General features: G+C 62.4%; 17 protein-coding genes and 1 pseudogene. 7 read left to right on the forward strand and 11 right to left on the reverse strand.

Annotated features, from left to right (window positions below; genetic code table 11):
• The first annotated feature begins 440 nt into the window (after window positions 1–440).
• Window positions 441–1,814 carry an MFS transporter gene (locus ACKFR8_RS02775; protein WP_408930529.1) on the forward strand — a complete coding sequence of 458 codons (1,374 nt, stop codon included), beginning with the start codon at window positions 441–443 and terminating at the stop codon, window positions 1,812–1,814.
• 187 nt (window positions 1,815–2,001) lie between these two features.
• Entirely contained in the window at window positions 2,002–4,923 is a 2,922-nt protein-coding gene (locus ACKFR8_RS02780) for an FAD-binding and (Fe-S)-binding domain-containing protein (RefSeq protein ID WP_408930530.1), read from the forward strand.
• Window positions 4,924–5,027: 104 nt separating this feature from the next.
• Here the strand turns inward: ACKFR8_RS02780 and ACKFR8_RS02785 are convergent, their stop codons facing one another.
• The 6 genes from ACKFR8_RS02785 to ACKFR8_RS02810 all read right to left on the reverse strand — a co-directional run bounded on the left by ACKFR8_RS02785 (window position 5,028) and on the right by ACKFR8_RS02810 (window position 11,879).
• Window positions 5,028–6,158, reverse strand: coding sequence for an ABC transporter ATP-binding protein (locus ACKFR8_RS02785; RefSeq protein ID WP_296132307.1), 1,131 nt, complete (start codon window positions 6,156–6,158; stop codon window positions 5,028–5,030).
• Between the two features lie 26 nt (window positions 6,159–6,184).
• Entirely contained in the window at window positions 6,185–7,495 is a 1,311-nt protein-coding gene (locus tag ACKFR8_RS02790) for an ABC transporter substrate-binding protein (RefSeq protein ID WP_296132305.1), read from the reverse strand.
• Between the two features lie 78 nt (window positions 7,496–7,573).
• Window positions 7,574–8,545, reverse strand: a complete 972-nt coding sequence (locus ACKFR8_RS02795) for a carbohydrate ABC transporter permease (RefSeq protein ID WP_296132303.1) — start codon at window positions 8,543–8,545, stop codon at window positions 7,574–7,576.
• Window positions 8,546–9,520: a carbohydrate ABC transporter permease gene (locus ACKFR8_RS02800; protein ID WP_296132299.1), complete on the reverse strand. Its 975-nt coding sequence runs from the start codon at window positions 9,518–9,520 to the stop codon at window positions 8,546–8,548.
• 238 nt (window positions 9,521–9,758) lie between these two features.
• Window positions 9,759–10,478 (reverse strand): glycerophosphodiester phosphodiesterase, encoded by a 720-nt coding sequence (locus ACKFR8_RS02805; protein WP_408930531.1) that lies wholly within the window; start codon window positions 10,476–10,478, stop codon window positions 9,759–9,761.
• 114 nt (window positions 10,479–10,592) lie between these two features.
• Window positions 10,593–11,879 carry a class I SAM-dependent methyltransferase gene (locus ACKFR8_RS02810; RefSeq protein ID WP_408930532.1) on the reverse strand — a complete coding sequence of 429 codons (1,287 nt, stop codon included), beginning with the start codon at window positions 11,877–11,879 and terminating at the stop codon, window positions 10,593–10,595.
• Between the two features lie 183 nt (window positions 11,880–12,062).
• On the opposite strand from ACKFR8_RS02810, the gene ACKFR8_RS02815 reads away from it, so the two are divergent.
• Entirely contained in the window at window positions 12,063–13,400 is a 1,338-nt protein-coding gene (locus ACKFR8_RS02815; RefSeq protein WP_408930533.1) for an NAD(P)/FAD-dependent oxidoreductase, read from the forward strand.
• Window positions 13,401–13,530: 130 nt separating this feature from the next.
• On the opposite strand, the gene ACKFR8_RS02820 is transcribed toward ACKFR8_RS02815, so the two are convergent.
• Complete coding sequence (locus ACKFR8_RS02820; protein WP_408930534.1) at window positions 13,531–14,133, reverse strand: class I SAM-dependent methyltransferase; 603 nt, start codon at window positions 14,131–14,133, stop codon at window positions 13,531–13,533.
• A 100-nt stretch (window positions 14,134–14,233) separates the two neighbouring features.
• Here ACKFR8_RS02820 and corA point away from each other — a divergent pair.
• Window positions 14,234–15,308 (forward strand): annotated as a pseudogene (gene corA, locus ACKFR8_RS02825) (magnesium/cobalt transporter CorA).
• A 3-nt stretch (window positions 15,309–15,311) separates the two neighbouring features.
• On the opposite strand, the gene ACKFR8_RS02830 reads toward corA, so the two are convergent.
• Window positions 15,312–15,770: a PaaI family thioesterase gene (locus ACKFR8_RS02830; protein WP_408930535.1), complete on the reverse strand. Its 459-nt coding sequence runs from the start codon at window positions 15,768–15,770 to the stop codon at window positions 15,312–15,314.
• 43 nt (window positions 15,771–15,813) lie between these two features.
• On the opposite strand from ACKFR8_RS02830, the gene gndA reads away from it, so the two are divergent.
• Complete coding sequence (gene gndA / locus ACKFR8_RS02835) at window positions 15,814–17,283, forward strand: NADP-dependent phosphogluconate dehydrogenase (RefSeq protein ID WP_408930536.1); 1,470 nt, start codon at window positions 15,814–15,816, stop codon at window positions 17,281–17,283.
• Between the two features lie 108 nt (window positions 17,284–17,391).
• On the opposite strand, the gene ACKFR8_RS02840 is transcribed toward gndA, so the two are convergent.
• The 3 genes from ACKFR8_RS02840 to ACKFR8_RS02850 all read right to left on the reverse strand — a co-directional run bounded on the left by ACKFR8_RS02840 (window position 17,392) and on the right by ACKFR8_RS02850 (window position 19,304).
• Window positions 17,392–17,595, reverse strand: a complete 204-nt coding sequence (locus tag ACKFR8_RS02840) for a hypothetical protein (RefSeq protein ID WP_408930537.1) — start codon at window positions 17,593–17,595, stop codon at window positions 17,392–17,394.
• Between the two features lie 4 nt (window positions 17,596–17,599).
• Window positions 17,600–18,415, reverse strand: a complete 816-nt coding sequence (locus ACKFR8_RS02845) for a hypothetical protein (protein WP_408930538.1) — start codon at window positions 18,413–18,415, stop codon at window positions 17,600–17,602.
• A 112-nt stretch (window positions 18,416–18,527) separates the two neighbouring features.
• The gene (locus tag ACKFR8_RS02850) at window positions 18,528–19,304 is read right to left on the reverse strand and encodes a hypothetical protein (RefSeq protein ID WP_408930539.1); all 777 of its coding nucleotides are present in this window, start codon (window positions 19,302–19,304) and stop codon (window positions 18,528–18,530) included.
• A gap of 172 nt (window positions 19,305–19,476) precedes the next feature.
• Here ACKFR8_RS02850 and ACKFR8_RS02855 point away from each other — a divergent pair, with 172 nt between their 5' ends.
• Window positions 19,477–20,856 carry a DEAD/DEAH box helicase gene (locus ACKFR8_RS02855; protein WP_408930540.1) on the forward strand — a complete coding sequence of 460 codons (1,380 nt, stop codon included), beginning with the start codon at window positions 19,477–19,479 and terminating at the stop codon, window positions 20,854–20,856.
• Window positions 20,853–21,710, forward strand: a complete 858-nt coding sequence (locus ACKFR8_RS02860) for a 3-methyladenine DNA glycosylase (protein WP_408930541.1) — start codon at window positions 20,853–20,855, stop codon at window positions 21,708–21,710. The genes ACKFR8_RS02855 and ACKFR8_RS02860 overlap by 4 nt, the downstream gene beginning before the upstream one ends.
• Window positions 21,711–21,720 lie beyond the last annotated feature (10 nt).

A 21,720-nucleotide genomic window follows, 5' to 3' on the forward strand; every position in this document is an offset into this window, starting at 1 on the left:
CAGCACGGCGTTGACAGTACAGCGAAACCAGGTGGAGCAAGCCGCCGCCACAAATGCCAGCATATGTAATTGTCCGATAATGTACATTATGTCAGAGTATATGGACGCCCCACACCTCCACCGCACCCGTCCGCATCACCGCACGCGCCACACCTTGAGAGCTGAGCCCATACTTCCCGGCGGTGACTAAAGCGCGCTTGTCGACGTCTTCATGTCTAACGACGTGCGCCAGTCGGCACGACGTCGACAAGCGCTCGGCCCAGCGCCAGCCTTAACGCCGACTCCAGCGCCCACTCCAAGGCCACACTCTCGTCCCAGACAGTGAAACCTCGACACTCTGTGAATGTTTCACGTTGTGGGACTTGTATTCCAAATAGTGAAACGATAGGATTCCTTCCACAACCAATCAGCCTATTGAAATCCTTAAGGAGGCTGCTCCGATGACTGCAGTGGACACCGCGCCGCAGACTAAGTCAGTTCCCGCGGCTGCAGAGCTCACCCCACGAGACCGCGTGCGCGTGGCCGTGGCGTCAACTATCGGCACCACTATCGAGTTCTACGACTTTTACATTTATGCCACCGCTGCCGTGGCGGTGTTTCCGTTCCTCTTCTTCCCCAAGACGGACGATCCGACGGTGGCCCTGCTGCAGTCCTTCGCCACTTTCGGACTTGCCTTTATCGCTCGCCCGCTGGGCTCCGTGGTCTTCGGCCACTTCGGCGACCGCATCGGCCGCAAGGCCACCCTGGTCGGCGCGCTGCTCACTATGGGTATAGCCACCTTCTGCATCGGCCTGCTGCCGACGTATCAGACCGCCGGAATCATCGCCCCGGCGTTGCTGGCATTGATGCGCTTCTGCCAGGGCTTGGGCCTGGGTGGCGAATGGTCGGGTGCGGCTTTGCTGGCCTCCGAAACCGCCAAGGACGGCAAGCGCGCGTTTGCCGCAATGTGGCCGCAGTTCGGCGCACCATTCGGATTCCTGTTGGCCAACGGCTTGTTCCTGTTACTGGTTGCGTCCATGGACTACACCCGCGGGGATACTACCGGCGCCTTCATGCAGTGGGGCTGGCGCCTGCCCTTCCTGTTCTCCGCCGTCATGGTTCTCATCGGCCTGTATGTGCGCTTGCGCTTGGAGGAAACGCCGGTCTTCCAGAAGGCCGTGACCCAGGGCAAGAAGGCCAAGACCCCAATGGTGGAAGCCTTCAAGACCTCCTGGAAGCCGATGATCATCGGAACCTTCGTCATGCTCTCCTGCTACACCCTGTTCTACCTGGTGACCACGTGGATCCTCTCCTATGGCATTGGTGATAAGGCGCAGGGCCTCGGCCTGGGTATCCCGTACCTGGAGTTCCTGGAAGTCCAGCTGATCTCCATCTTCATGTTCATCGTCGGCATCCCGGTCTCCTCCATGCTGTCCGATAGGTACGGGCGCAAGCCGGTGCTGATCGTGACCTCCGTGGTGATGATCGCCTTCGGCTTCAGCTTCCCGCTCTTCCTGGGGCTGGACGTCGCTGACCGCAACTCGGTCCTGTGCTTCCTGCTCGTCGGCATGTTCTGCATGGGCCTCATCTTCGGACCGATGTCCGCAGTGCTGCCGGAGCTCTTCCCCACCAACGTGCGCTACACGGGTTCTGGAATTGCCTACAACGTCTCCTCAATTCTCGGCGCCGCCGTCGCCCCGTTCATCGCGACCTGGCTGGTGAGCACCTTTAACGTCAACTACGTGGGCTACTACTTGGTGGCAGTCTGCGTGGTCTCTCTCATCGCCATCCTGGTGATGAAGGAGCTCAAGGACCAGGACCTCAGCGAGGTCTAAGCCGCACAGCGCTCTCCCCTATTCTCTCCCCCGATCCACTCGATTCAACCTCCCACGCCTTCCGGCCCTGGGAGGCCTTCGCCGTTTTTCAACGCCCAGTACACCCGAACGGGGTGCAATCCCGCTCGCTGAAAAGAAGCCGCCCGGAATTGGGAACATAGTTACTGTCGCGCGATAGATTAGAGGTATGTCTAAGCTCCTCAGCCCCGATTCCTCTCACTTTTCCCGCCCAGCGGACGCTACGAGCCAGGCCGACGCGGTCCCTGCGCGCTACCGCCACGGCTCCCCCGCTGACCTCGTTGCGGACATGGAAGCCATCGTAGGTAAAGATAACGTCCATGGACGTCTGACGGACCTCGTCCGCTTCTCCTCTGACGCCGGCCCGTATCGCGCCATCCCCAACATCGTGGTCTCGCCGCGCAACGCCTCCGACCTGGCAGAGCTGATGAAGTACTGCGAGGCCAACGGCAGGCATATGACTTTCCGCGCGGCCGGCACCTCGCTCAACGGTCAGGCGATGGGTGATGACATCCTGGTTGACGTCAAGTCGAACTTCACCGGCATGGAGGTCCGCGACGGTGGCCGCGCCTTGTGGTCCCGGCCTGGCGTTATTCTCGGCGATGCCCAGGCGGTGCTCTCCCGCCACGGCTTCATGCTGGGGCCCGACCCGGGGTCGACCTCGGTGTGCACCATCGGCGGCGTGCTGGCGGATAACTCAGGCGGAATGCGCTGCTCCCTGGAGCGCGATAGCTACCACTGCGTCGAAGAGCTCACCTTCGTCCTTCCGTCCGGCACCATCGTGAACACTGCCCATGGTGACGCCGCCTTCCGTGCGCAGGAACCGGAACTTCACGCCCAGCTCCTGGATTTCCGCGATAGGCTGCGCGCCAACACGGAGATGGTGGAGTTTCTGCGCACCAAGTTCTCCATCCGCAACACCAACGGTCTGCGCATTGATGCCTTCCTGGATGAGGACGAGCCGGTGCACATCCTCAAGCGCCTTCTCGTCGGCTCTGAGGGCATCTTCGGCGCCATCACGGAGTCCGTCATCCGCACCGTCAAGCTGCCGCGTGTGAAGGCCACCACCTGGGTGGAACTTCGCAACCTGCGCGATGCCGCGAACGTGGTGCACCCCATCATGGAAACCGGTGCGGAGGCCTGCGAGCTGCTGGTCGCCCCCGTCATGCGGCGTTCCGCCGAGCACTACTCCCACGCGCCGGAATCGTGGCGAGACCTGGACGATGACGCTGCGGCTCTGCTGGTAGAGGTCGGCGGCAGCGATGAGGACGACCTGGAGGCGGCGATGGACAGACTCCGTGCCGTGCTTGCCGACGCCCCACTGACCCGTCCCCTCGAGTTCGAAACCTCCCCGGAAGGCATGCGTGGTGCTTGGGAGCTGCGCAATGGCCTCTACGGCCTCCTGGGAGCCGACCGCCCCAATGGGACGGCGTACATCACCGAGGATGTCTGCTTCCCGCCCGACAAGGTGGGCGAGGCAGCCGCCGACCTGATGGACCTGCAGATTAAGTACGGCTACCTGGAATCCGTCATGGGCCACGCCGCCTTTGGCAACCTGCACTTCTTCTTCACCCCGCGCTTCGACCGCGAGGAGGAACGCGAGTCCTACGCGAACTTCCTGGACGAGTTGGCGGAGCTGGTCATTGACAAGTACCAGGGCTCGATGAAGGCCGAGCACGGCACCGGCGTCAACATGGCTCCCTACCTGGAGCACGAGTGGGGCACGGAGGCCTTCGAGCTCTTCTGGGAGGTCAAGCACATGCTGGACCCGCAGGGAATTCTCGCCCCCGATATCAAGCTCACCCGCGATCAAACTATCCACCTGCGCAACTTCAAGTCCTTCCCCAAGGTCGAGGACGATATCAATCCGTGCGTGGAGTGCGGCTTCTGCGAGCCGGTCTGCCCCTCCCGCCACGCCACCGTCACTCCACGCCAGCGCATCGTGCTGCGCCGGGAAATGGCGCGCCAAGAGGAGGGCTCCGAGGTCCTGGCCCAGCTGCAGGAGGAGTACCAGTACGACGCAGTGGACATGTGCGCCGCCGACGGCACCTGCTCTATCCCCTGCCCGATTAGCATCGACACCGGCGCTGTCATGAAGCAGCTGCGCGCCCAGCAGGCGACCCCGGCCCGCGAGAAGGTGGCGCTGACCACCGCACAGCGCTGGGAAGTGGTGGAAAAGCTCGCCCGCGCCGGCGTCATTTCCGCCAATAAGGTGCCCCACAAGCCCCTGGAGCTGGGTGCCAACATGGCCCGCAACGTCGTGTCACCCGACCTGCTGCCGACAGTTCCTGGGCCGCTGCCGAAGGGCGCGTCCCGCCTGCCGGAGACCCCGCGCGAGGGCGCCCAGGCGCTCTACTTCCCCGCCTGCATCAACCGCATCTTCGGCCGGCCCGCAGGTGCTGCACCGGACTCGGTGGATCTGCCGCGCGCCGTGGTGGAGTTGGGACGCCGCGCCGGCCAGCCAGTCTGGATCCCGGACGACGTCACCGGCGATTGCTGTGGCACCCCGTGGTCCTCCAAGGGATACAAGGAAGGCTTTGGCTACCAGGCCCAAAAGATCGTCCGCGACCTTTGGCACTGGTCCGAGCACGGCCGCCTGCCCATCGTAGTAGACGCCGCCAGCTGCACCCACGGCCTGCTGGACTCGGTACCGGACGCGCTGTCCGACGCCGACCGTGAACTCTGGCAGGACCTCCGCATCCTCGACGTGGTGGAGTGGCTGCGCGACGAGGTAGCCCCGCACCTGCCGATTGTGCACAACATGGGCTCCATCGCGGTACATCCGACGTGTTCGACGGAGCACATGGGCATTAGCCAGGACCTGGTAGATCTGGCCAACCTCTGCGGCGAAGCGAAGGTTCCGGAAGGCGCGATGTGCTGCGGCTCTGCCGGCGACCGCGTCATGCTCCACCCGGAGCTGGTCAAGTCCGCGACGCGCGAGGAACGCGCCTCGCTCAACGCGGAGCACTTCGATGCCTACGTCTCCGATAACCGCACCTGCGAGATGGGCCTGGAGATGATCGCCGGCAAGACCTACGACTCGATCGCGGTCCTGCTGGAGCGAGCCTCTCGCCCCGTCGTCACCCCATAGGAAAGCGCCGGGTCGCAAGCACCCCCACGTGGGAGTCTCGACCCGGCGCATCAGTGCGACTGCACCTGTGCAGATACTGCAGCTACATCAGTGCTGCACGCGGTTTAAAGGTAGTCGTAGTTGATTTCGGTATCGGGAGCGAAGAACACGCAGCCGCCCTCCATCGGGCGCAGGTAGATCGTATCGCCCTGGTCCACGGCGATGCCGCGCGGCACCTTGACGGTGATGCGGTCACCGCGCACGGCGATGACGTCATCGGCCGTCTCCTCGCGGCTGCCGTATACGTAGAGCTCGGAGCCCAAGTGCTCCACAATGTCGACACGCACCGGCAGACCGTACTGCTCGCCCGGCTGGTTCACGCCGACGATCTCCCAGTTCTCCGGGCGCACACCGACGATGACGCGGTCCGATTCCACCTTGGCCGCCTGCTCGCGCGGCATGAAGTAGTCCAGCGCGTGGTCCTTGCCGCCAACCACGCGGCCGTCGACGAAGGGCACATTTTCGATGAGCGTCATCGCCGGCGAACCGATGAACGTGGCGACAAAGGTATTGCCCGGGTTCTCGTACAGCGTGTTCGGGGCGTCAACCTGCTGGATGATGCCCTGCTTGAGCACGCAGACGCGGTCACCCATGGTCATGGCCTCGGTCTGATCGTGCGTGACGTAGACCGTGGTGGTGTTGAGCTCGCGCTGCAGCTGCAGGATCTGCGCACGGGTGGACACGCGCAGCTTCGCATCCAGGTTAGACAGGGGCTCATCCATGAGGAAGACCTTGGGCTGGCGCACGATGGCGCGTCCCATGGCCACGCGCTGGCGCTGGCCGCCGGACATCGCGGCTGGCTTGCGGTCAATGAGGTCCTCTAGCTCGAGCATCTTCGTGGCAAAGTCCACGCGCTCGTCGATAGTAGCCTTGTCCACCTTGGCGTTCTGCAGTGCGAACGCCATGTTCTGGCGCGCCGTCATGTTGGGGTACAGCGCGTAGGACTGGAACACCATGGCTACATCGCGGTCCCGGGACCGGGTCTCCGTCACGTCCGAACCGTCGATGAAGATCTGGCCTTCGTCGATCGGCTCGAGGCCGGCGAGCATGCGCAAGGTCGTCGACTTGCCGCAGCCCGAAGGGCCCACGAGCACCAAGAACTCGCCGTCTTGAATGCGGAGGTTAATGCGGCTGACCGCCGGTGGCTTCTTCGGATCATAGATCCTGGAAGCTTGGCGGAATTCAACAGTAGCCATGATGTCCTTTCAAACGTTCCGAAGAGTTACTTGAGCTTCGGGGTGATGTCGCGGTCGATAACGCTCTGGGTTTCCTTCTGGAGGTCACCGAATACGGTCTCGACGTCCTCGTCTCCGACGGTGATGCGGTCCAGGGCGCCGCCGATGCGCTGTCCGCCGCCCGGAACGAAGACGCGGGCGTAGTCCTGCGGCTGGGTGTTCTCGTTGAGCTGTTCGATGGCGGTCTGCGCGTTCGGGTTCTCCTCCAGGAACTTCTTCTCCTCCGGATCCTCCAGGGCGTCCTTGCGCACCGGCATGTAGCCCGTCTTCTGGGAGAACTTGATGGTGTTCTCGGTGTTGGTCAAGAAGTCGATGAACTTAGCCGCGTTGGCCTTGCGCTCGTCGGAGATATTGTTCGGCACGGCCAGGCCAGCGCCACCGGTAGCTGCCGACGGGCCGGGGCCCGGCAGGTAGGTGGTGATGAACGGGACGGTGGCGGTCTCCTTCAGGCCGCCCAGGGAGCCGGTGGACTCGAGAAGGCCGGAGGCCTTGCCGGAGCCGAAGGCCACGGTCGGGTCGGTGGCGATCTCAATGTGGCCAGCCTTGACCTGATCCTGCAGGAACTTTCCGGCCTCAATGGACTCCTTGGAGGTGAAGTTGGGCTCCCACTCGTTGGAGTAGGAACCGCCGAAGGCCCAGATCATGCCCTGGAAGTACCAGTCCAGGTAGTTGGAGCCGTCCGGAACGGTCACGGCAGGCTTGTCCAGCTTGTCCTTGATGGCGGTTGCCCACTCGTCGAACTCTTCCCAGTCCTTCGGGCCGCGGTCGGTGGGCAGGCCGGCTGCCTTGAGGTCATCGGTGTTCCAGTACATCAGGTTGGTGGAGCGGGAGTACGGAACGCCGTAGTGCTTGTCGTTGTACTTGTAGTCCTCACGCAGGGTATCGACGTAGCTGTCGGAATCGATGTCGTTCATCTCCCACAGATCATCGAGCGGCGTGGTGGCCTCATTGAGCGCGAAGTTGAACCAGGTGACGTCGGAGGCGACGAGGACGTCCGGCAGGTCGCCGCCGGCCAGCGCCGCGTTGAAGCGCTGCGCAACCTCTTCGTAGTTGGAGCCGGCGGTCACCAGTTCGACCTTCAGGTCCGGGTTTTCCTTCTCGAACTCGTCGATAAGCTCCTGCTCCAGGTCACGGGAGGAGCCCGGGTGGTTGGACCAGAAGGTGATGGTGTTGGCGTCTCCGCCGTCCTTGGAGCCGTTGCTTGCAGTGGTCGAGCCACCCGCGCATGCGGTCAGGGAAGCGGTGGTGAGAAGTGCCGCGCAGACGGCGACGATGCGAGTAGATGCCTTACGAGACATGGGAAGTTCTCCTTGAATGTAGATAGATGTATGGACGTGATGGGTGGACAATGACGTAGCCCGGACATAGCCGGCTGGCTAACCCTTGACCGCGCCCGCGGTCAGACCCTTGATCATCGGTTTCTGAAGTATCAGGAAGATGAGGATCATGGGCAAGGTCGTGAGCACGGTGCCCGCCATCACCGGCGCCCAGTTGGTAACGCCTTCCGCGTCCTGCAGGCGGGTAAGGCCCACCGGAAGGGTGGACGAGGCCGGCGTGGACGTAATGAGGAAGGGCCACAGGTACTGATTCCATTCGGTGACCACGGTGATGAGGACAAATGCAGACAGCGTTGGCCACGACATGGGCAGGACGACGCGGAACAAAGTGGTAAAGAAGCCCGCCCCGTCCATGCGCGCAGCCTCCAGAATCTCCGGGGGCAACGACTGGAAGTGATTGCGCATGAGGAAGGCACCGAACGCCACGCCCGCGAGCGGGATGATGACGCCGGCATAGGTGTCCCTCCACCCCAGCGACGCAACCAGCGAGTAGTTCGAGATGATGGTGATCTGGTTCGGCACCATGAGTGAGGCGATGATCAGCATGAACAGCAGGTTGCGGCCCGGGAAGCGGATGAACGCGAAGGCATAAGCCGACAGCACGCCGAGGACCACCTCGACCACCGTCAGAATCAGAGTGATGAAGATGGAGTTCTTCAAGTAGCTGGAGAAGCCGGACGTCTGCCAGACGTAGGAGTAGTTCTCAGCCTTGAACGGGTTGGGCCAGAAGGTAATCGGATCCGAGTACACGTCCTGGAAGGACTTGAAACTGGTGATAAAGATGAAGTACAGCGGCACCATGATCATCAGGACAGTCAGCGCCAAGGCAATGTAGCCGATGACCTTCGTGGCCGGGTGCGTGTGGTCCATCGGCGCACCCAGACGCTTGCGCTGGGCTTCAGTGATGACGGGCGCAGCGATGGACTGGGAGCCGGGAACCGGGGGCAGCTCGCCTTTCGCTTGCGGCAGCCCCACCTGGACCGACGCCGGGATTGCGTGGTTGTCAGACATTTACTTGTCCATCCTTTCCTGCAGCTTGATCTGCAGCACCGTAATGACCAGCACCACGAGGAACATGATGGTGGCCACCGCAGCACCGTATCCGGCACGGTTGTTGATGAACGTCTCCTGGTACACCTGGAACACCATCGTGGACGTGCCGTACCCGAAGGGCCCGCCGCCGGTCATGGCATTGATGATGTCGAAGACCTGGAAAGAGTTGAGCAGCACGGTAATCAGCAGGAAGAAGGTGGTGCCGCGCAGCTGCGGGAGGACGACCCGGAAGAAGTGACGCGCGGCCGGGGTGCCGTCGATTTCGGAAGCCTCATCCAGATCGCGGCGGCGCCCCTGCAGGGCAGCAAGATAGATGACGAAGACGTAGCCGACGTTCTTCCACACGTAGGTCACCGTAATCATGAACAGTGCCCAGTTTTGATCCTGGTAAAAGTTCGGTGACTCTACCCCGATGAGCCCCAGGAAGTACTGGATAAGACCGTAGTTCGGGTCGAAGACGAACTGGAAGGCCACACCGATGGCAGCACCGGCGATGACGTAGGGCGCGAAGACAATCGAGCGCACCGCCGCGCGGCCGAACAGCTTCTGGTCCAGCAGCAGGGCCAGTCCAAGGCCCAGCACCATAGAGCCCGCAACCGCGAAGAAGGTGAACACCACGGTGTTAAACACCACGCGGCCGGTATCCGGCGCCTGGAACCAATCGATGTAGTTCTGCAGGCCGACGAAGGTCATCGTCGGCGACGAGATATTCCAGTTAAAGAAGGAGATACGAATGTTATCGACCAACGGCCGATACGTAAACAAGATGAGTAGGAGAAGGTTGGGGCCAATAAGCAGTGCCGCGAGACCGATCTGTCTCCAGTCGAGCTTTCGCTTGCGCGGGTTGCGCGCGTACTCCTCGGAGACGACCGGCTTTTCGGTCACGGCCGGGATGGCGGCCGTGCGCACGCTTGCCGGGTTGGATGTTGCCATGCAGAAGAAGCTAGACCAACACGGTTAACAAAAGGTTTATTAAAGGTTCTCTTCGGTTAAACAACGGACAAACTTCCGGCGCTGCGCTCACCAAACCCGTCTTCACGCGCGGGAAACGCCACGCCAACGCCACGAGGAGCGAACTGAGAGAAAACTCATACACCCCCGCATGTCACGCCAATCACAACTAGACCTTTTAGGGAGATGTGGTCACAGAGCCTGACCCGAATCGCCCCTGCTAGCGCTGGGCGAGGACCTCGAGCGCCAGCTCCGGCAGGTCCGTCGCCATGAGCTCTACCCCATGCTCGCGGCACCATGCCATATCCTTTGGCAGGTTGACCGTCCACACGTAGGACGGGCTATCAACGCCGTCAAAGAAGTCCGCCTCCATCCGCGCCTGGCGGATGGAGGGGCCGTAGCCGGTTGCGTCCGCGAGCGACTGTGGAAGGACGTCCGCCGGTTCCAGGAGGAGGAAGGACTGCAGCGCGGGCAACAGCGCCCGGAAGCGGGCAATCGCCTCAGGATTGAAGGAAATGAGGCTCATGCGTGGGTCGGCATCCATCTTCCTAGTGCGCAGGACCTCCGCCACCGATTCCTCGAGCCGAGCGCCGAATGGAGATGGATGCTTGGTCTCGATGAGCAATTGCTTCCCGGGGTAGGACTCCACAAGCTCTACAAGTTCACTCAGCAGCATGATGCGCTGGGGATCCTGGGCAGTACCAACGTTGAGTGCGCGAAGCTCCTCAAGCGTCGTTTCGCCGACTGCGCCCGTGCCGTCCGACGTCCTGTCCACAGTCTGATCGTGGATAACCACGACGTGGCCGTCCTTGGTCAGGTTGACATCGCACTCCACGCCCGCCACGTCAAGTTTCAGCGCCTCCTCAAAGGAGCGGTAGGTGTTTTCCGGGTACCACCCGTTATATCCTCGGTGCGCGATGATTCCTGTTCCGTCTGACATGTCCTTTTCCTCCGGCATTGCACTGTGGATTGGCGTTGGCGCCGCCCAGTGTAGACCCGGTAAGCGGACCGTCAAGGCCCAGTGATCCTCCAGTGAAGGTCAAGTGATGTTCGACTAGCGCCGCCCACCGCGGTGCCGGTGCGTGGCCACCAGCTGTACCGCGTCCACCATGCCCAAGGTCACAAGTGCCTCACGCAGTGCGAACTGGAACGTCCACAAACGCCGGAAGACCTGGTCAAAGCCCGCGGCGGCGGCCTCCCGAAGGCGGCCGTCGAAGAAGCTGCGCTGAAAACGCAGAGCCTCCGCGTAGTGCGAACCCACGTGAGTCTGCGCCACGATGCGCAGGTTGGAGCGCTTATCACACAGCTGGTGGGTCTCCTCCACCGTGGGAAAGTCCAGTCCCGGCCAGATGTAGGCCCGCAAAATCTGGAGTGCAGAGCGCGCCGCCGGGGTCATCTTGTCCGTGGCAAACAGAGACGCGATGCCCGCCCTTCCTCCGCTTATCAGGGAACGATCCAGCACCTGCACATAGTGCTTCCGCTCCACCGGTGACAGGGTTTCTAGCTTCTCCACGCTCACGATGGCGTCGTAACGTCCACGCCAGCGCTTCGGCTCCGGCAGCGCGGAATCGATGACCTCCACGTGTGCGGAATCGCCTGCGCCCTCGAGCAACAGTTGTTCGTTAAAAACGGTCTCTTGCTCAGCGTCACCGGTAAGCACGTCCACCGTGGCGCGGCGGGCCACCGCCTGCACCGCCACCTGCAGTCCGGTTGCGGGATAGACCAGAAGGTGGGTTCCAGCGGTGCACCGGGTGGCGTCGAGAAGCCACTGCGCCGCACGGCGCTGTGCATCACCCAAATCGTCTCGGTCCGCGGCAGTTGGCTCCGAAACCGTGGTGACGTCGACGAAGTGCTCCTTCGGCTCCCGCCGACCCGAGCTGTAGCTGCGCACGGCCTGCCGCACCGTCGTGGGCACGCCCGAGGCAAAAATTCCGCCAGAATGGCTCAGCGAATCACCCGCGTACAGCCTCACCAGATCCATCGGCAGCTCACCCGGCGTGGAATCCTCCACCGGAAGCTCCTTAGCTTTGGGCCGGTACCCCACCCCAAGCAGGCGCTGCAGGACCGTGACCAGCCGGTCGGAATCAGGCGTGGTCCATTCCCCCGCAAGGTAGGACTCCCCCAGCCCCAGCCAACCGGAGTCGGCGATGCGGGCAAAGAGGGCATCGTGCAGCACGGTGATGTCTGGGTCCTCGCCCTCGAGCTCAATCCCCGCCTTGGCACACGCCTGGGCGAATTCCGCCTCCTCGCGCCGGGCCGAGTGGCGCGCCCGCCGCGAGGACGGAACGGACGCCACGCCGGGCCACGCCTCGGCATCGATCGAAGCTAGGTGGTCATACACGGTGGAAGCAGCCTCCTCGTCGCACAAATGTATTTCCACACTAGTGCCCGGCCCCGGCATGCGGGTGGAGGCGCGGCCCAAAAAGCCAGTTAATGGCCCATAAAGTATGCATGTACGGGTACAAGGGTTTAGACTAGCTGCGGTAAAAATACTCTAACTTTCTGAGGAAGGTAGCCAACAACCATGGAGCACACTCCCCACCGTCCGAATAGCGGCCGTCACCACGTCGTCGTCATCGGTGCCGGCTTCGGCGGCATTAACACCGTCAAGCAGCTGAAGGACGCCGACGTAGAGATCACCCTCATCGATAAGAAGAATCACCACCTCTTCCAGCCGATGCTCTACCAGGTGGCCACCGGTGTTATCTCCGCGGGCGAAATCGCTCCGTCCACCCGCCAGATCCTGCGCAACCAGGACAACGCGCACTTCGTCAACGGCGATGTCACCGACATCAACATTAAGGACCAGACCGTTACCGCTGAGCTCGATGGCACCACCCGCACCTACGAGTACGACTCCCTCGTGGTAGCAGCAGGTGCCGGCCAGTCCTACTTTGGCAACGACCACTTTGCGGAGTTCGCGCCGGGCATGAAGACGCTGGACGACGCCTTGGAGATCCGCTCCCGCATCATCTCCGCCTTCGAGAAGGCGGAGCTAGAAGAGGATCCGGCCAAGCGCGAGAAGCTGCTGACCTTCGTCATCGTCGGCGCTGGCCCGACAGGCGTTGAGCTCACCGGCCAGATTGCCGAGCTGGCCCAGCGCACCTTCGCTGGCACCTACTCCAACTTCGGTTCCACCTCCGCTAAGATCTACCTCCTGGACGGTGCCCCGCAGGTGCTGCCGCCGTTTGGCAAGCGCCTAGGCCGCAAGGCGCAGCGCACCCTGGAGAAGCTGGGCGTCGACGTGCGCCTCAACGCCATGGTCACCAACGTCACCGAGGACGCCGTGACCTACAAGAACATGAAGAACGAGGAAGAGGTCACCATCGAGGCCGCGACCAAGATCTGGTCCGCTGGTGTCTCCGCGTCCCCGCTGGGCAAGATGGTGGCAGACCAGGCTGGTGTCGAGTCCGACCGCGCCGGCCGCGTCTCCGTTAACGAGGACCTCACCGTAGGCGAGTACAACAACGTCTACATTGTGGGCGACATGATCTCCCTCAACCGCCTCCCGGGCGTGGCTCAGGTGGCCATCCAGGGCGGCACCCACGTGGGCAAGCTCATCGAGGCCAAGATTGATGAGGAGTCCACCGCCAACGAGGCCGAGCCTTTCGACTACTTCGACAAGGGCTCCATGGCGGTTATCTCCCGCTTCAACGCCGTGGTCAAGCTGGGCAAGACCGAGTTCTCCGGCTTCCCGGCGTGGATCTCCTGGCTGGGCCTGCACATTGCCTACATCGTGGGCTTCCGCAGCCGCACGCTGGTGGCACTGCACTGGCTGCTCAACGCCGTCTCCCGTGACCGCGGCAACCTGGAAATCACCCAGCAGCAACGCGTCGCCCGCAACGCCCTGAACAAGGACTAGCAGCGACGCACCAGGAGACACAGCCTGAGCATAGCTAAAGGGGAGAGACGCCGAGCGCCTCTCCCCTTTTCTCGTATCTGAACTCACCCCGTGGCTGTGTACTCCCCGCCGTGGCCGTGGGCCGGCGGGACTAGCCCAACGAATCTGCTCCCGGGCGGGTGAGTACCGCCACCATGAAGGTGGAGCTCTCCTTGAATACCTTCATGTCCCAGGACGCGAAGGTGAAATCGACGCGGTAGCCCACCTTCAGCGCTAGGTCCAAAAACTCCTGGAAGCCCCAGCCGCGCCCCTCACCGAAGCCCACCACGAAGCGACCGCCGGGACGCAGAGCCGCGAAGACGTTGCGCAGTGCTGCCTCGCGTCCGTCGACGGCGATGAACGTCATGACGTTTCCCGCGGCTACGGCGATGTCGAAATTGCCCTCGGGGATCTCGTCAACGGACAGGTCCCCGACCTCCCACTGGGCCTCCGGGTAGTCGTGCTCGGCATGCTCGATGAGAATCGGGTCGACGTCGACACCAATCACCGTGTGCCCGCGCTTGGCCAGCTCGCCGCCCAAGCGTCCCGAGCCGCAGCCGGCGTCTAGGACGCGGGCGGAGCGCTCCACCATAGCGTCGATAAGCCGGGCCTCACCGTTGATGTCTTTGCCCTGGGCCTGCAACACCTTCCACTTCCGCGCGAAATTATGGGAATGGTTCGGGTTAGCTGCAGTTACTTCTTTCCACGTAGGCATGAAAACGATTATATGCCCTCAGACGGTGTAAGCTTTAGCCGCTCAACGAAATTAGCACGGGGCTTGCCTCGCGCCCAGCACGAAGAAGGAGGCTGACACGATGCCGTCTGTACCGTCGCCCTTTAGGCCACGCAAGAGAAACGATCCTCCCAGTCCCTCCCGCACCTTCTCCGTGCCGGTAGAACGCGCCATCGAGCACTGCCGTGTTTTTGTTGACGGCGAGGCCCTGCCGGGCGAATTCACCCCGCACAGCGCGCTGCAAACCGTGGAAGAATACGGCCGCGGATTCGTGTGGGTGGGCCTGTATGAGCCCATGGAGTCCCAGATGACCAAGGTGGCCTCGGAGTTCCGCATCCACGAACTCATCGTCGAAGACGTGGTCCAAGCCCACCAGCGCCCGAAGCTGGAGCGCTACGACGACCAGCTCTTCATGGTGGCCCGATCGGTAAACTACCGGGACCATGACGAGGTAGCCGATAAGCGCCAGATCATCTCCACCGGTGAGGTTCAGATGATCATCGGCGATACGTTTATCATCACCGTGCGCCACTCCGCCAAGCTTCCTAACCTGGCCTACGTGGTCCAGGACGAGCAGGATCTGGTGGAGCTGGGACCTGTGGCGATGGCCTGGAAAATCCTGGACATGATGGTGGACCGCTACTCCGAAATCTGCCGCCTCATTGCCATTGAGGTTGATGAGCTAGAGGAAGAGGTCTTCACTCCGAACTCGCAGCCCAACATTGACCGCATTTACATGTTCAAGCGCGAGATCTTAGAGATGAAGCACGCGATCGAATCCGCTCTCGGTGGCGCTCAAGGCGATGAACTCGGACCACAAGGACCTGATTTCGAAGACCATCCGCTCCTACCTGCGTGACGTCAATGACCACGAGCTGGTGGTCAAGGACCAGGTGGCTGGGTTCGACGAACGCCTCACCTCTCTTATCGACGCCTCCGTGGCCAAGGTATCGATGCAGCAGAACTCCGACATGCGCACCATCTCCGCAGTAGTTGGCATGTGGGCGGCACCAACGCTCGTGGCCGGCATCTACGGTATGAACTTCGACATCATGCCGGAGCTGCACTTTGCCTGGGGCTATTATGGTTCCCTCGGGCTCATGGTGCTCGTGGTCGCCATCATGTGGTGGTGGTTCCGCCGCAACCACTGGCTGTAGAGGCTACTTCTGCACCACCATCGTGCGCAGCGTCGAGGCGGCAACTAGCGTGTCCCCCTGGGAGATTTTGACCTCCCACAGCTGCGTGCGGCGGCCCTTGTAGAGAGGTGTCGCCACTGCCTCAATGGTGCCGCTAGCAACCGGCTTCAAGAAGTCGGTGTTGTTGTTGACGCCGACGACGGGCTGGCCAGCGGCGATGAGGCTGCCAATCGACGCCGTGGTCTCCGTCAAAGTGCAGTAGAGTCCGCCGTTGGCCACTCCCCACGGCTGGTGGTGATCCGGGGTGACATCTATCTCTGAGCGGATCTCATCGGCGGAAATCAGCGTGTAGCGCAGACCGATAAGCTTTCCCAGGCCCATCTGGTTGGAGTTGATGAGCTTCATCTCCTCCTCATTGAGTGGGCGGGCCTGCGCGGCAGCCAGAAGTGCCGCGAATTGTTCAGCGTGTTCAGCGTGGTTCATGCCACACCAGAGTACTGCAATGCGGTGACGTAGGATGGTGAACATGACTCAAACTGCTGAAAAGACTGAACTCGCTCAGATTGGTGTCGTGGGCCTGGCTGTCATGGGCTCCAACCTGGCGCGCAACTTCGCACACAACGGCAATACTGTCGCCGTGTACAACCGCAGCCCGGAAAAGACCCGCACCCTGATTGCGGAGCACGGCGATGAGGGCCACTTCATCCCCTCTGAGACCGTCGAGGATTTCGTTGCCTCCCTGGAGCGCCCGCGAAAGGCCATCATCATGGTGAAGGCCGGTGCGGCAACGGATGCGGTCATTGATCAGCTGGCAGAGGCCATGGATGAGGGTGACATCATCATCGACGGCGGCAACTCCCTGTTCACCGACACGATCCGCCGAGAGAAGGAGGTGGCTGAGAAGGGCCGCCACTTCGTCGGCGCGGGCATCTCTGGTGGCGAGGAGGGCGCTCTTAACGGCCCGTCCATCATGCCGGGTGGCCCGGCGGAGTCGTGGGAGACCCTGGGTCCGATTCTGGAGTCCATCGCAGCCAACGTGGAGGGCACCCCGTGCGTGACCCACATTGGACCCGACGGCGCTGGCCACTTTGTCAAGATGGTGCACAACGGCATTGAGTACGCCGACATGCAGGTGATCGGTGAGGCCTACCAGCTGCTGCGTTACGGGGCGGGCATGGAGCCGGCGGAGATCGCTGAGGTCTTCCGCGAGTGGAACGACGGCGACTTGGATTCCTACCTCATTGAGATCACCGCCGAGGTCTTGGCTCAGAAGGATCCGGAGACGGGTGCCCCACTTGTCGACGTGATCGTGGACGCCGCCGGCCAGAAGGGCACGGGCCGCTGGACCGCCATCAACGGCCTCGACCTGGGTGTGCCAGTCACTGGCATCGCCGAGTCCGTCTTCGCCCGCGCGCTGTCCTCTGCCACCGCGCAGCGCGAAGCCGCTCGCGCCGAGGACCTTCCGGCTGGCGAGGTCGCCGCTGGCATCGACGCCCTGGGCGTGGGCAAGCAGGCTTTCATCGAGGACGTTCGCCGCGCTCTCTACGCCGCTAAGCTCATTGCCTACTCGCAGGGCTTCGACGAGATCAAGGCTGGTTCCGAGCAGTTTGGCTGGGATGTTGACCCGCGTGACCTGGCCACCATCTGGCGCGGCGGCTGCATCATTCGCGCGAAGTTCCTCGACCGGATCCGGGAGGCCTACGACACCAACCCGCAGCTTCCGGCCCTGATTCTGGATCCCTACTTCAAGGGCGAGGTGACCGGTCTTATCGATTCCTGGCGCCGCGTCATCGTTGCCGCTACCCAGCTGGGCCTGCCGGTTCCGGTGTTCGCTTCCTCCCTGTCCTACTACGACAGCCTACGCGCAGAGCGCCTGCCGGCCGCACTAATCCAGGGCCAGCGCGACTTCTTCGGCGCCCATACGTTTAAGCGCGTCGACCACGAAGGCACCTTCCACATCGAGTGGTCCGGCGACCGCTCCCAGAGCGAGCAGTAATTCGGTCCCCCTCCCCCTACTCGGGCAGCGCAAACCCCCATCCAGTACGCGGGCGTATCTTTGTCAACGCCCCTGCTACCGGATGGGGGTTTACTCGGTGATGGCGCGTTAAGAGGTCGATTCGTTCAGCTTCGCCTCGTTTTCCTTCATAACGCTGTCCAGGGTCCGGATGATGCCGGCGTCAACGAGCACCGAGTTCATAGCGTCCTTGTCACCGTCGCTAGCAATGTACTCGATAACTGCGTCCTTAGTCTCAAGAGTCTCGGCCAGGACCTGCTCTTCCTTGTCCTGAAGCTTCGACGTAAACGTCACCAGATCAGAATCCTCGTCCTGTGTAGACTCCGACCGTGGTCGCTCCCCCATTGAGCTTTTGGTCGCGCAGTGCGCGGCGTTCCGCCTTCACGGCATCTTCATTGCGCGTGTACTGAGCTGCGTACTGGTTCTCCGGTCCAAACACGCACATGATGGTGGGAACCACGCCACTGATGGTGGTGCCATCCTCCGCGACCTGGCCAAAGACCGACGCATCCTTGAAGCAACTATCAGTCAGGTCAGCGAGCTCGACGGGTACGGGGACCTGCTCGGGGTCCTTGTCACGGATTTCCTGCTGTTCTTCCGCGTCGAGCTTGTCGTCAAAGTAGTCCTCGTCCACGCCCTCTGGGAAAGGGCTGGCGGGCTTGTTCGGGTCCGAGGTCTCTTCTGCTCCTTCTTCGGCAGAGTCCTCGGCCGCAGCCTCAGTCGAGCTGCCGGCGGCCGTGGTGGACTGGGGATCATCGTCGTTTCCGCCGCGCAGCAGCGCGAAGACGAGTGCTGCGATGGCCAGAAGGGCGACGATGATGCCGAGGACAATCCAGAGGCCCTTAGACGATGACTTCTTTTCTGGGGTGGCGTCAGGTCCCAGCAGCTGGGCGCTGCCGCCCTGGGCGGGTTGGCTGCCGGGGTGCGTGGTGTGATTGATGTGGTCGGCGTGAGTGTCGTGAGCTGGCTGTGCCGAGTCGACCTCGTGAGCACCGTCGTTAGCACCGTCGTGAGTACTGCCGTGGGAACTGTCGTGAGCACTGTATGGAATAGAAGAATCGTGCGGCTGGTCGGGACGCTGCGGTTCGGGAGATCCGGGACGAGAGTGTGTCATAGTGCACAAACTAGCAGAATCTCACAGTGCATCAGCGGCAATGACTCACATCACGGGGTCAAGTCCCCGCCTGCTGACCCCCGCAACAGACGGGCATGTTAGGCCCCGTCTACTACTCCAATTCCACGATGCCGGCTTCTACGAGCGCTTCTGTAAACTCCACGTCTCGTTCATCGATGTCGGCCAAATGAGTGTCATCGAGGATGTACTCGATCACGGCCTTGTCCCCCTTGAGGACCTCGACCAATATGAACTCATCCCCAGTCTCGTAGAAGCCAATCGTGGAACCCCGGGCAGAGGAGAGTCCAGAGGTGTACGTTTTCAGTCCATTTTCCTCGACAGCGGCGATGGCATCCGCGTTCTCGGTGTAGTGGGCACTGAACTCCTCGTCATCTCCAAAACGACAGTCCACGGAGCGCACCCACGGAAGCTCTTCTGCCGAGTCAGCGTCGACGTCGCCGTAGAAGGAAGCGGATTCGGTGCACGACGTGGTCGGCAGCCCCTCCAGCGCCTTCGGCGTATCGGTGACGACATCCTCTTTGCGGATGCTCTTCGCCTCTTGCGCGGTGATGGGCTGTTCCCAGTACTCATCGTCCCAGGCGCTATCCCCACGCGAAAGCAATCCGAAGCCGCCCCCATTGCCGGAGACCTTCAGCAGTGCAAAGAGCATGCCTGCGATGAGCAGCACCGCGACAACGCTGCCAAGGATGATCCACATAGCCGGGTTGGAGCCACGTTTCTGCCCCGGCGCATTGCCCGGACCAAAGCCGGGTTGCGGTGGACTAGGCTGGCCCCACCCGTCCTGCGGTTGCTGGTACTGCTGCGGTTGCTGGGGTTGATTGTTTGAAGAGTTCTGCGGGAGAGATGAATTATTGAACGGATTGGTCATAGCCGTAGAGTAACCCATGCATGGGTGGAAATCTTTCGCTATAAACGTCTGACGAGGACTATTCCCCCACCTCTCCCCTTCTCTCTCTTTTCCTTGGCGGCATCCACAACTGCAGGGCGCCGACCTGCCACCCATTTCGCTCAGGAAGTTCCGAACACTACACTTTTCCACGATGACTACTTTTGCTGATCTCGGCCTTCCCCGTGACATCGTGCGTGTCCTGGACAACCAGGGCATCACGTCCCCCTTCCCTATTCAGGCCGCCGCTATTCCCGATGCCCTCTCGGGCAAGGACGTGCTCGGTCGCGGCCCGACGGGCTCGGGCAAGACCTTTACCTTTGGTCTACCCATGCTCACCCGCCTCGCCGGCTCCGGGGTCTCTCGGCCTGGCCACCCGCGTGGGCTGGTTCTTGCCCCGACGCGTGAGCTTGCCACCCAAATTCAGCAGCGCCTGGACGAGCCCGCCGCCGCCCTTGGCCTGCGCGTCCTCGACGTGGTTGGCGGCGTGAACATTAACCGCCACATTCGTTCCTTGGCGCGCCCGGTTGACCTCTTGGTGGCCACGCCGGGCCGCGCACAGGACCTCATCAACCAGGGCAAGCTCTTCTTCGACGAGGTCTGTATCACGGCCCTTGATGAGGCGGACCAGATGGCTGACATGGGCTTTCTCCCCCAGGTTCGCAAGCTGCTCCAGCTCACGCCGGACGACGGCCAGCGCCTGCTGTTCTCCGCCACCCTCGACGGCGAAGTAAACAAACTGGTCAAGCAGTTCATGCATGACCCCGTTACTCACTCCACCGCGCCGGTGGAAGCCGCTGTGGACACGATGGAGCATCACCTGATCTTCATCGGTACCCGCGAGGCCCGCAACGACGTGGTCCTGCGCCTCGGTGCGCGCAAGGGCAAGACCATTATGTTCATGCGCACCAAGCACGGCGTCGACCGCCAGGCAAAGAAGTTGCGCCGAGTAGGCATCAACGCCATGCCCCTCCACGGCGATAAGGGTCAAGGCGCGCGCACCAGGGCCATCGAGGGCTTCGCGGACGGCAGCGTGCCGGTCCTCGTTGCCACCGATATTGCCGCCCGCGGCATCGACATCGCGGACGTCTCCCTCGTTGTCCACGTCGATCCCCCGGCAGAGCACAAGGCTTACCTGCACCGCTCCGGGCGCACCGCGCGTGGTGGCGACTCCGGAACGGTAGTCACTCTGGTCACCGACGAACAGCGCGACGAGGTGGCCAAGCTCATCAAGAAGGCCGGCGTGAAGCACACGGATCTCGATATCAGTGACCGCGATAAACCCGCCAGCAGCCCGGAGTTGGCGCAGATGACCGGCGCCCGCAAACCCACGGGAGAGCCACTGGGCCCGCCCAACCAGCAGCAGCCGGGTGCGCAGAAAACCTCCGCCACGGCCAATACCAGGAACAAGGCCGGCGACAAGGAAAAGGCTGGAAAATCGGGCCGTTCCGGTCAACACCAGCAGCGCTCAGGCGGCTCTAGGCGCAACGGCAATCGTCGCCGGCGCAGCAACCGCTCTGCAGGACAGCGATGATTCTCCAGCCAGAGGCGTGGCAGACCCGGATGCGTGAGCACGAGGAGGCTGCTGAGGAACTCCTTGCGCGCTACCGTCATCCGGGCTCCTACCATCCGGTCTACGATTTCCTCTTTGAGTACTATCCGGTCCGGCCCTCACACCTTAAGCGGTGGCACCCCGGGTTCGGAGTGACTCTGGCAGGTGACGATGTTCCCCACGCTCAGTGGCGCGACTATCACCGCACGGAGGAAGGCGTGACTATGGACGCTCACGCGTTCGTGGAACGCCGCGGTGGAGCTCTGCGCTATATCCTCAACCTGCTTGAGCGCACAGCGGTCAATCCGGTGCAGTTCGACTGCTTTGGCCTGCACGAATGGGCTATGGTCTACCACACCGATGCCCCGCGCCACGACTTGCCGCTGCGCCTTGGGGCCGAGGGCACCAACGAGGTGGTGGACCGTCACCGCATCAAGTGCACGCACTACGACGCCTTCCGCTTCTTCACCGAGCCTGCCCGCCCGCTCAACCTCACGGTCCTCACTCGTGAAGACCAACCGGAGCACGACCAGGCCGGCTGCGTCCACGCCACCATGGACCTGTACAAGTGGGCCTGGAAGCTCGGCCCCATCGTTCCCGGCGAGCTCTTCCTGGACACCTTCCGGCTTGCAGTCCAAGCCCGCAGCTTGGACATGGAGGCCTCACCCTATGACTGCCGCGAATGGGGATTCGGGGTCGTACCCATTGAAACGCCCGAGGGCAAGGCTGAGTACGTGCAGCGCCAACGGGCGCTGGCTGATACTGCAGCGCCGCTTCGCCAGCGGCTTGTCGCGCTTCTTCGGGACTGTCTGAGCGCTACAATGAATAACCATTAATGTGACCTGC

It is taken from the genome of Corynebacterium axilliensis, from assembly GCF_046097495.1.
Classification (GTDB): Bacteria; Actinomycetota; Actinomycetes; order Mycobacteriales; family Mycobacteriaceae; genus Corynebacterium.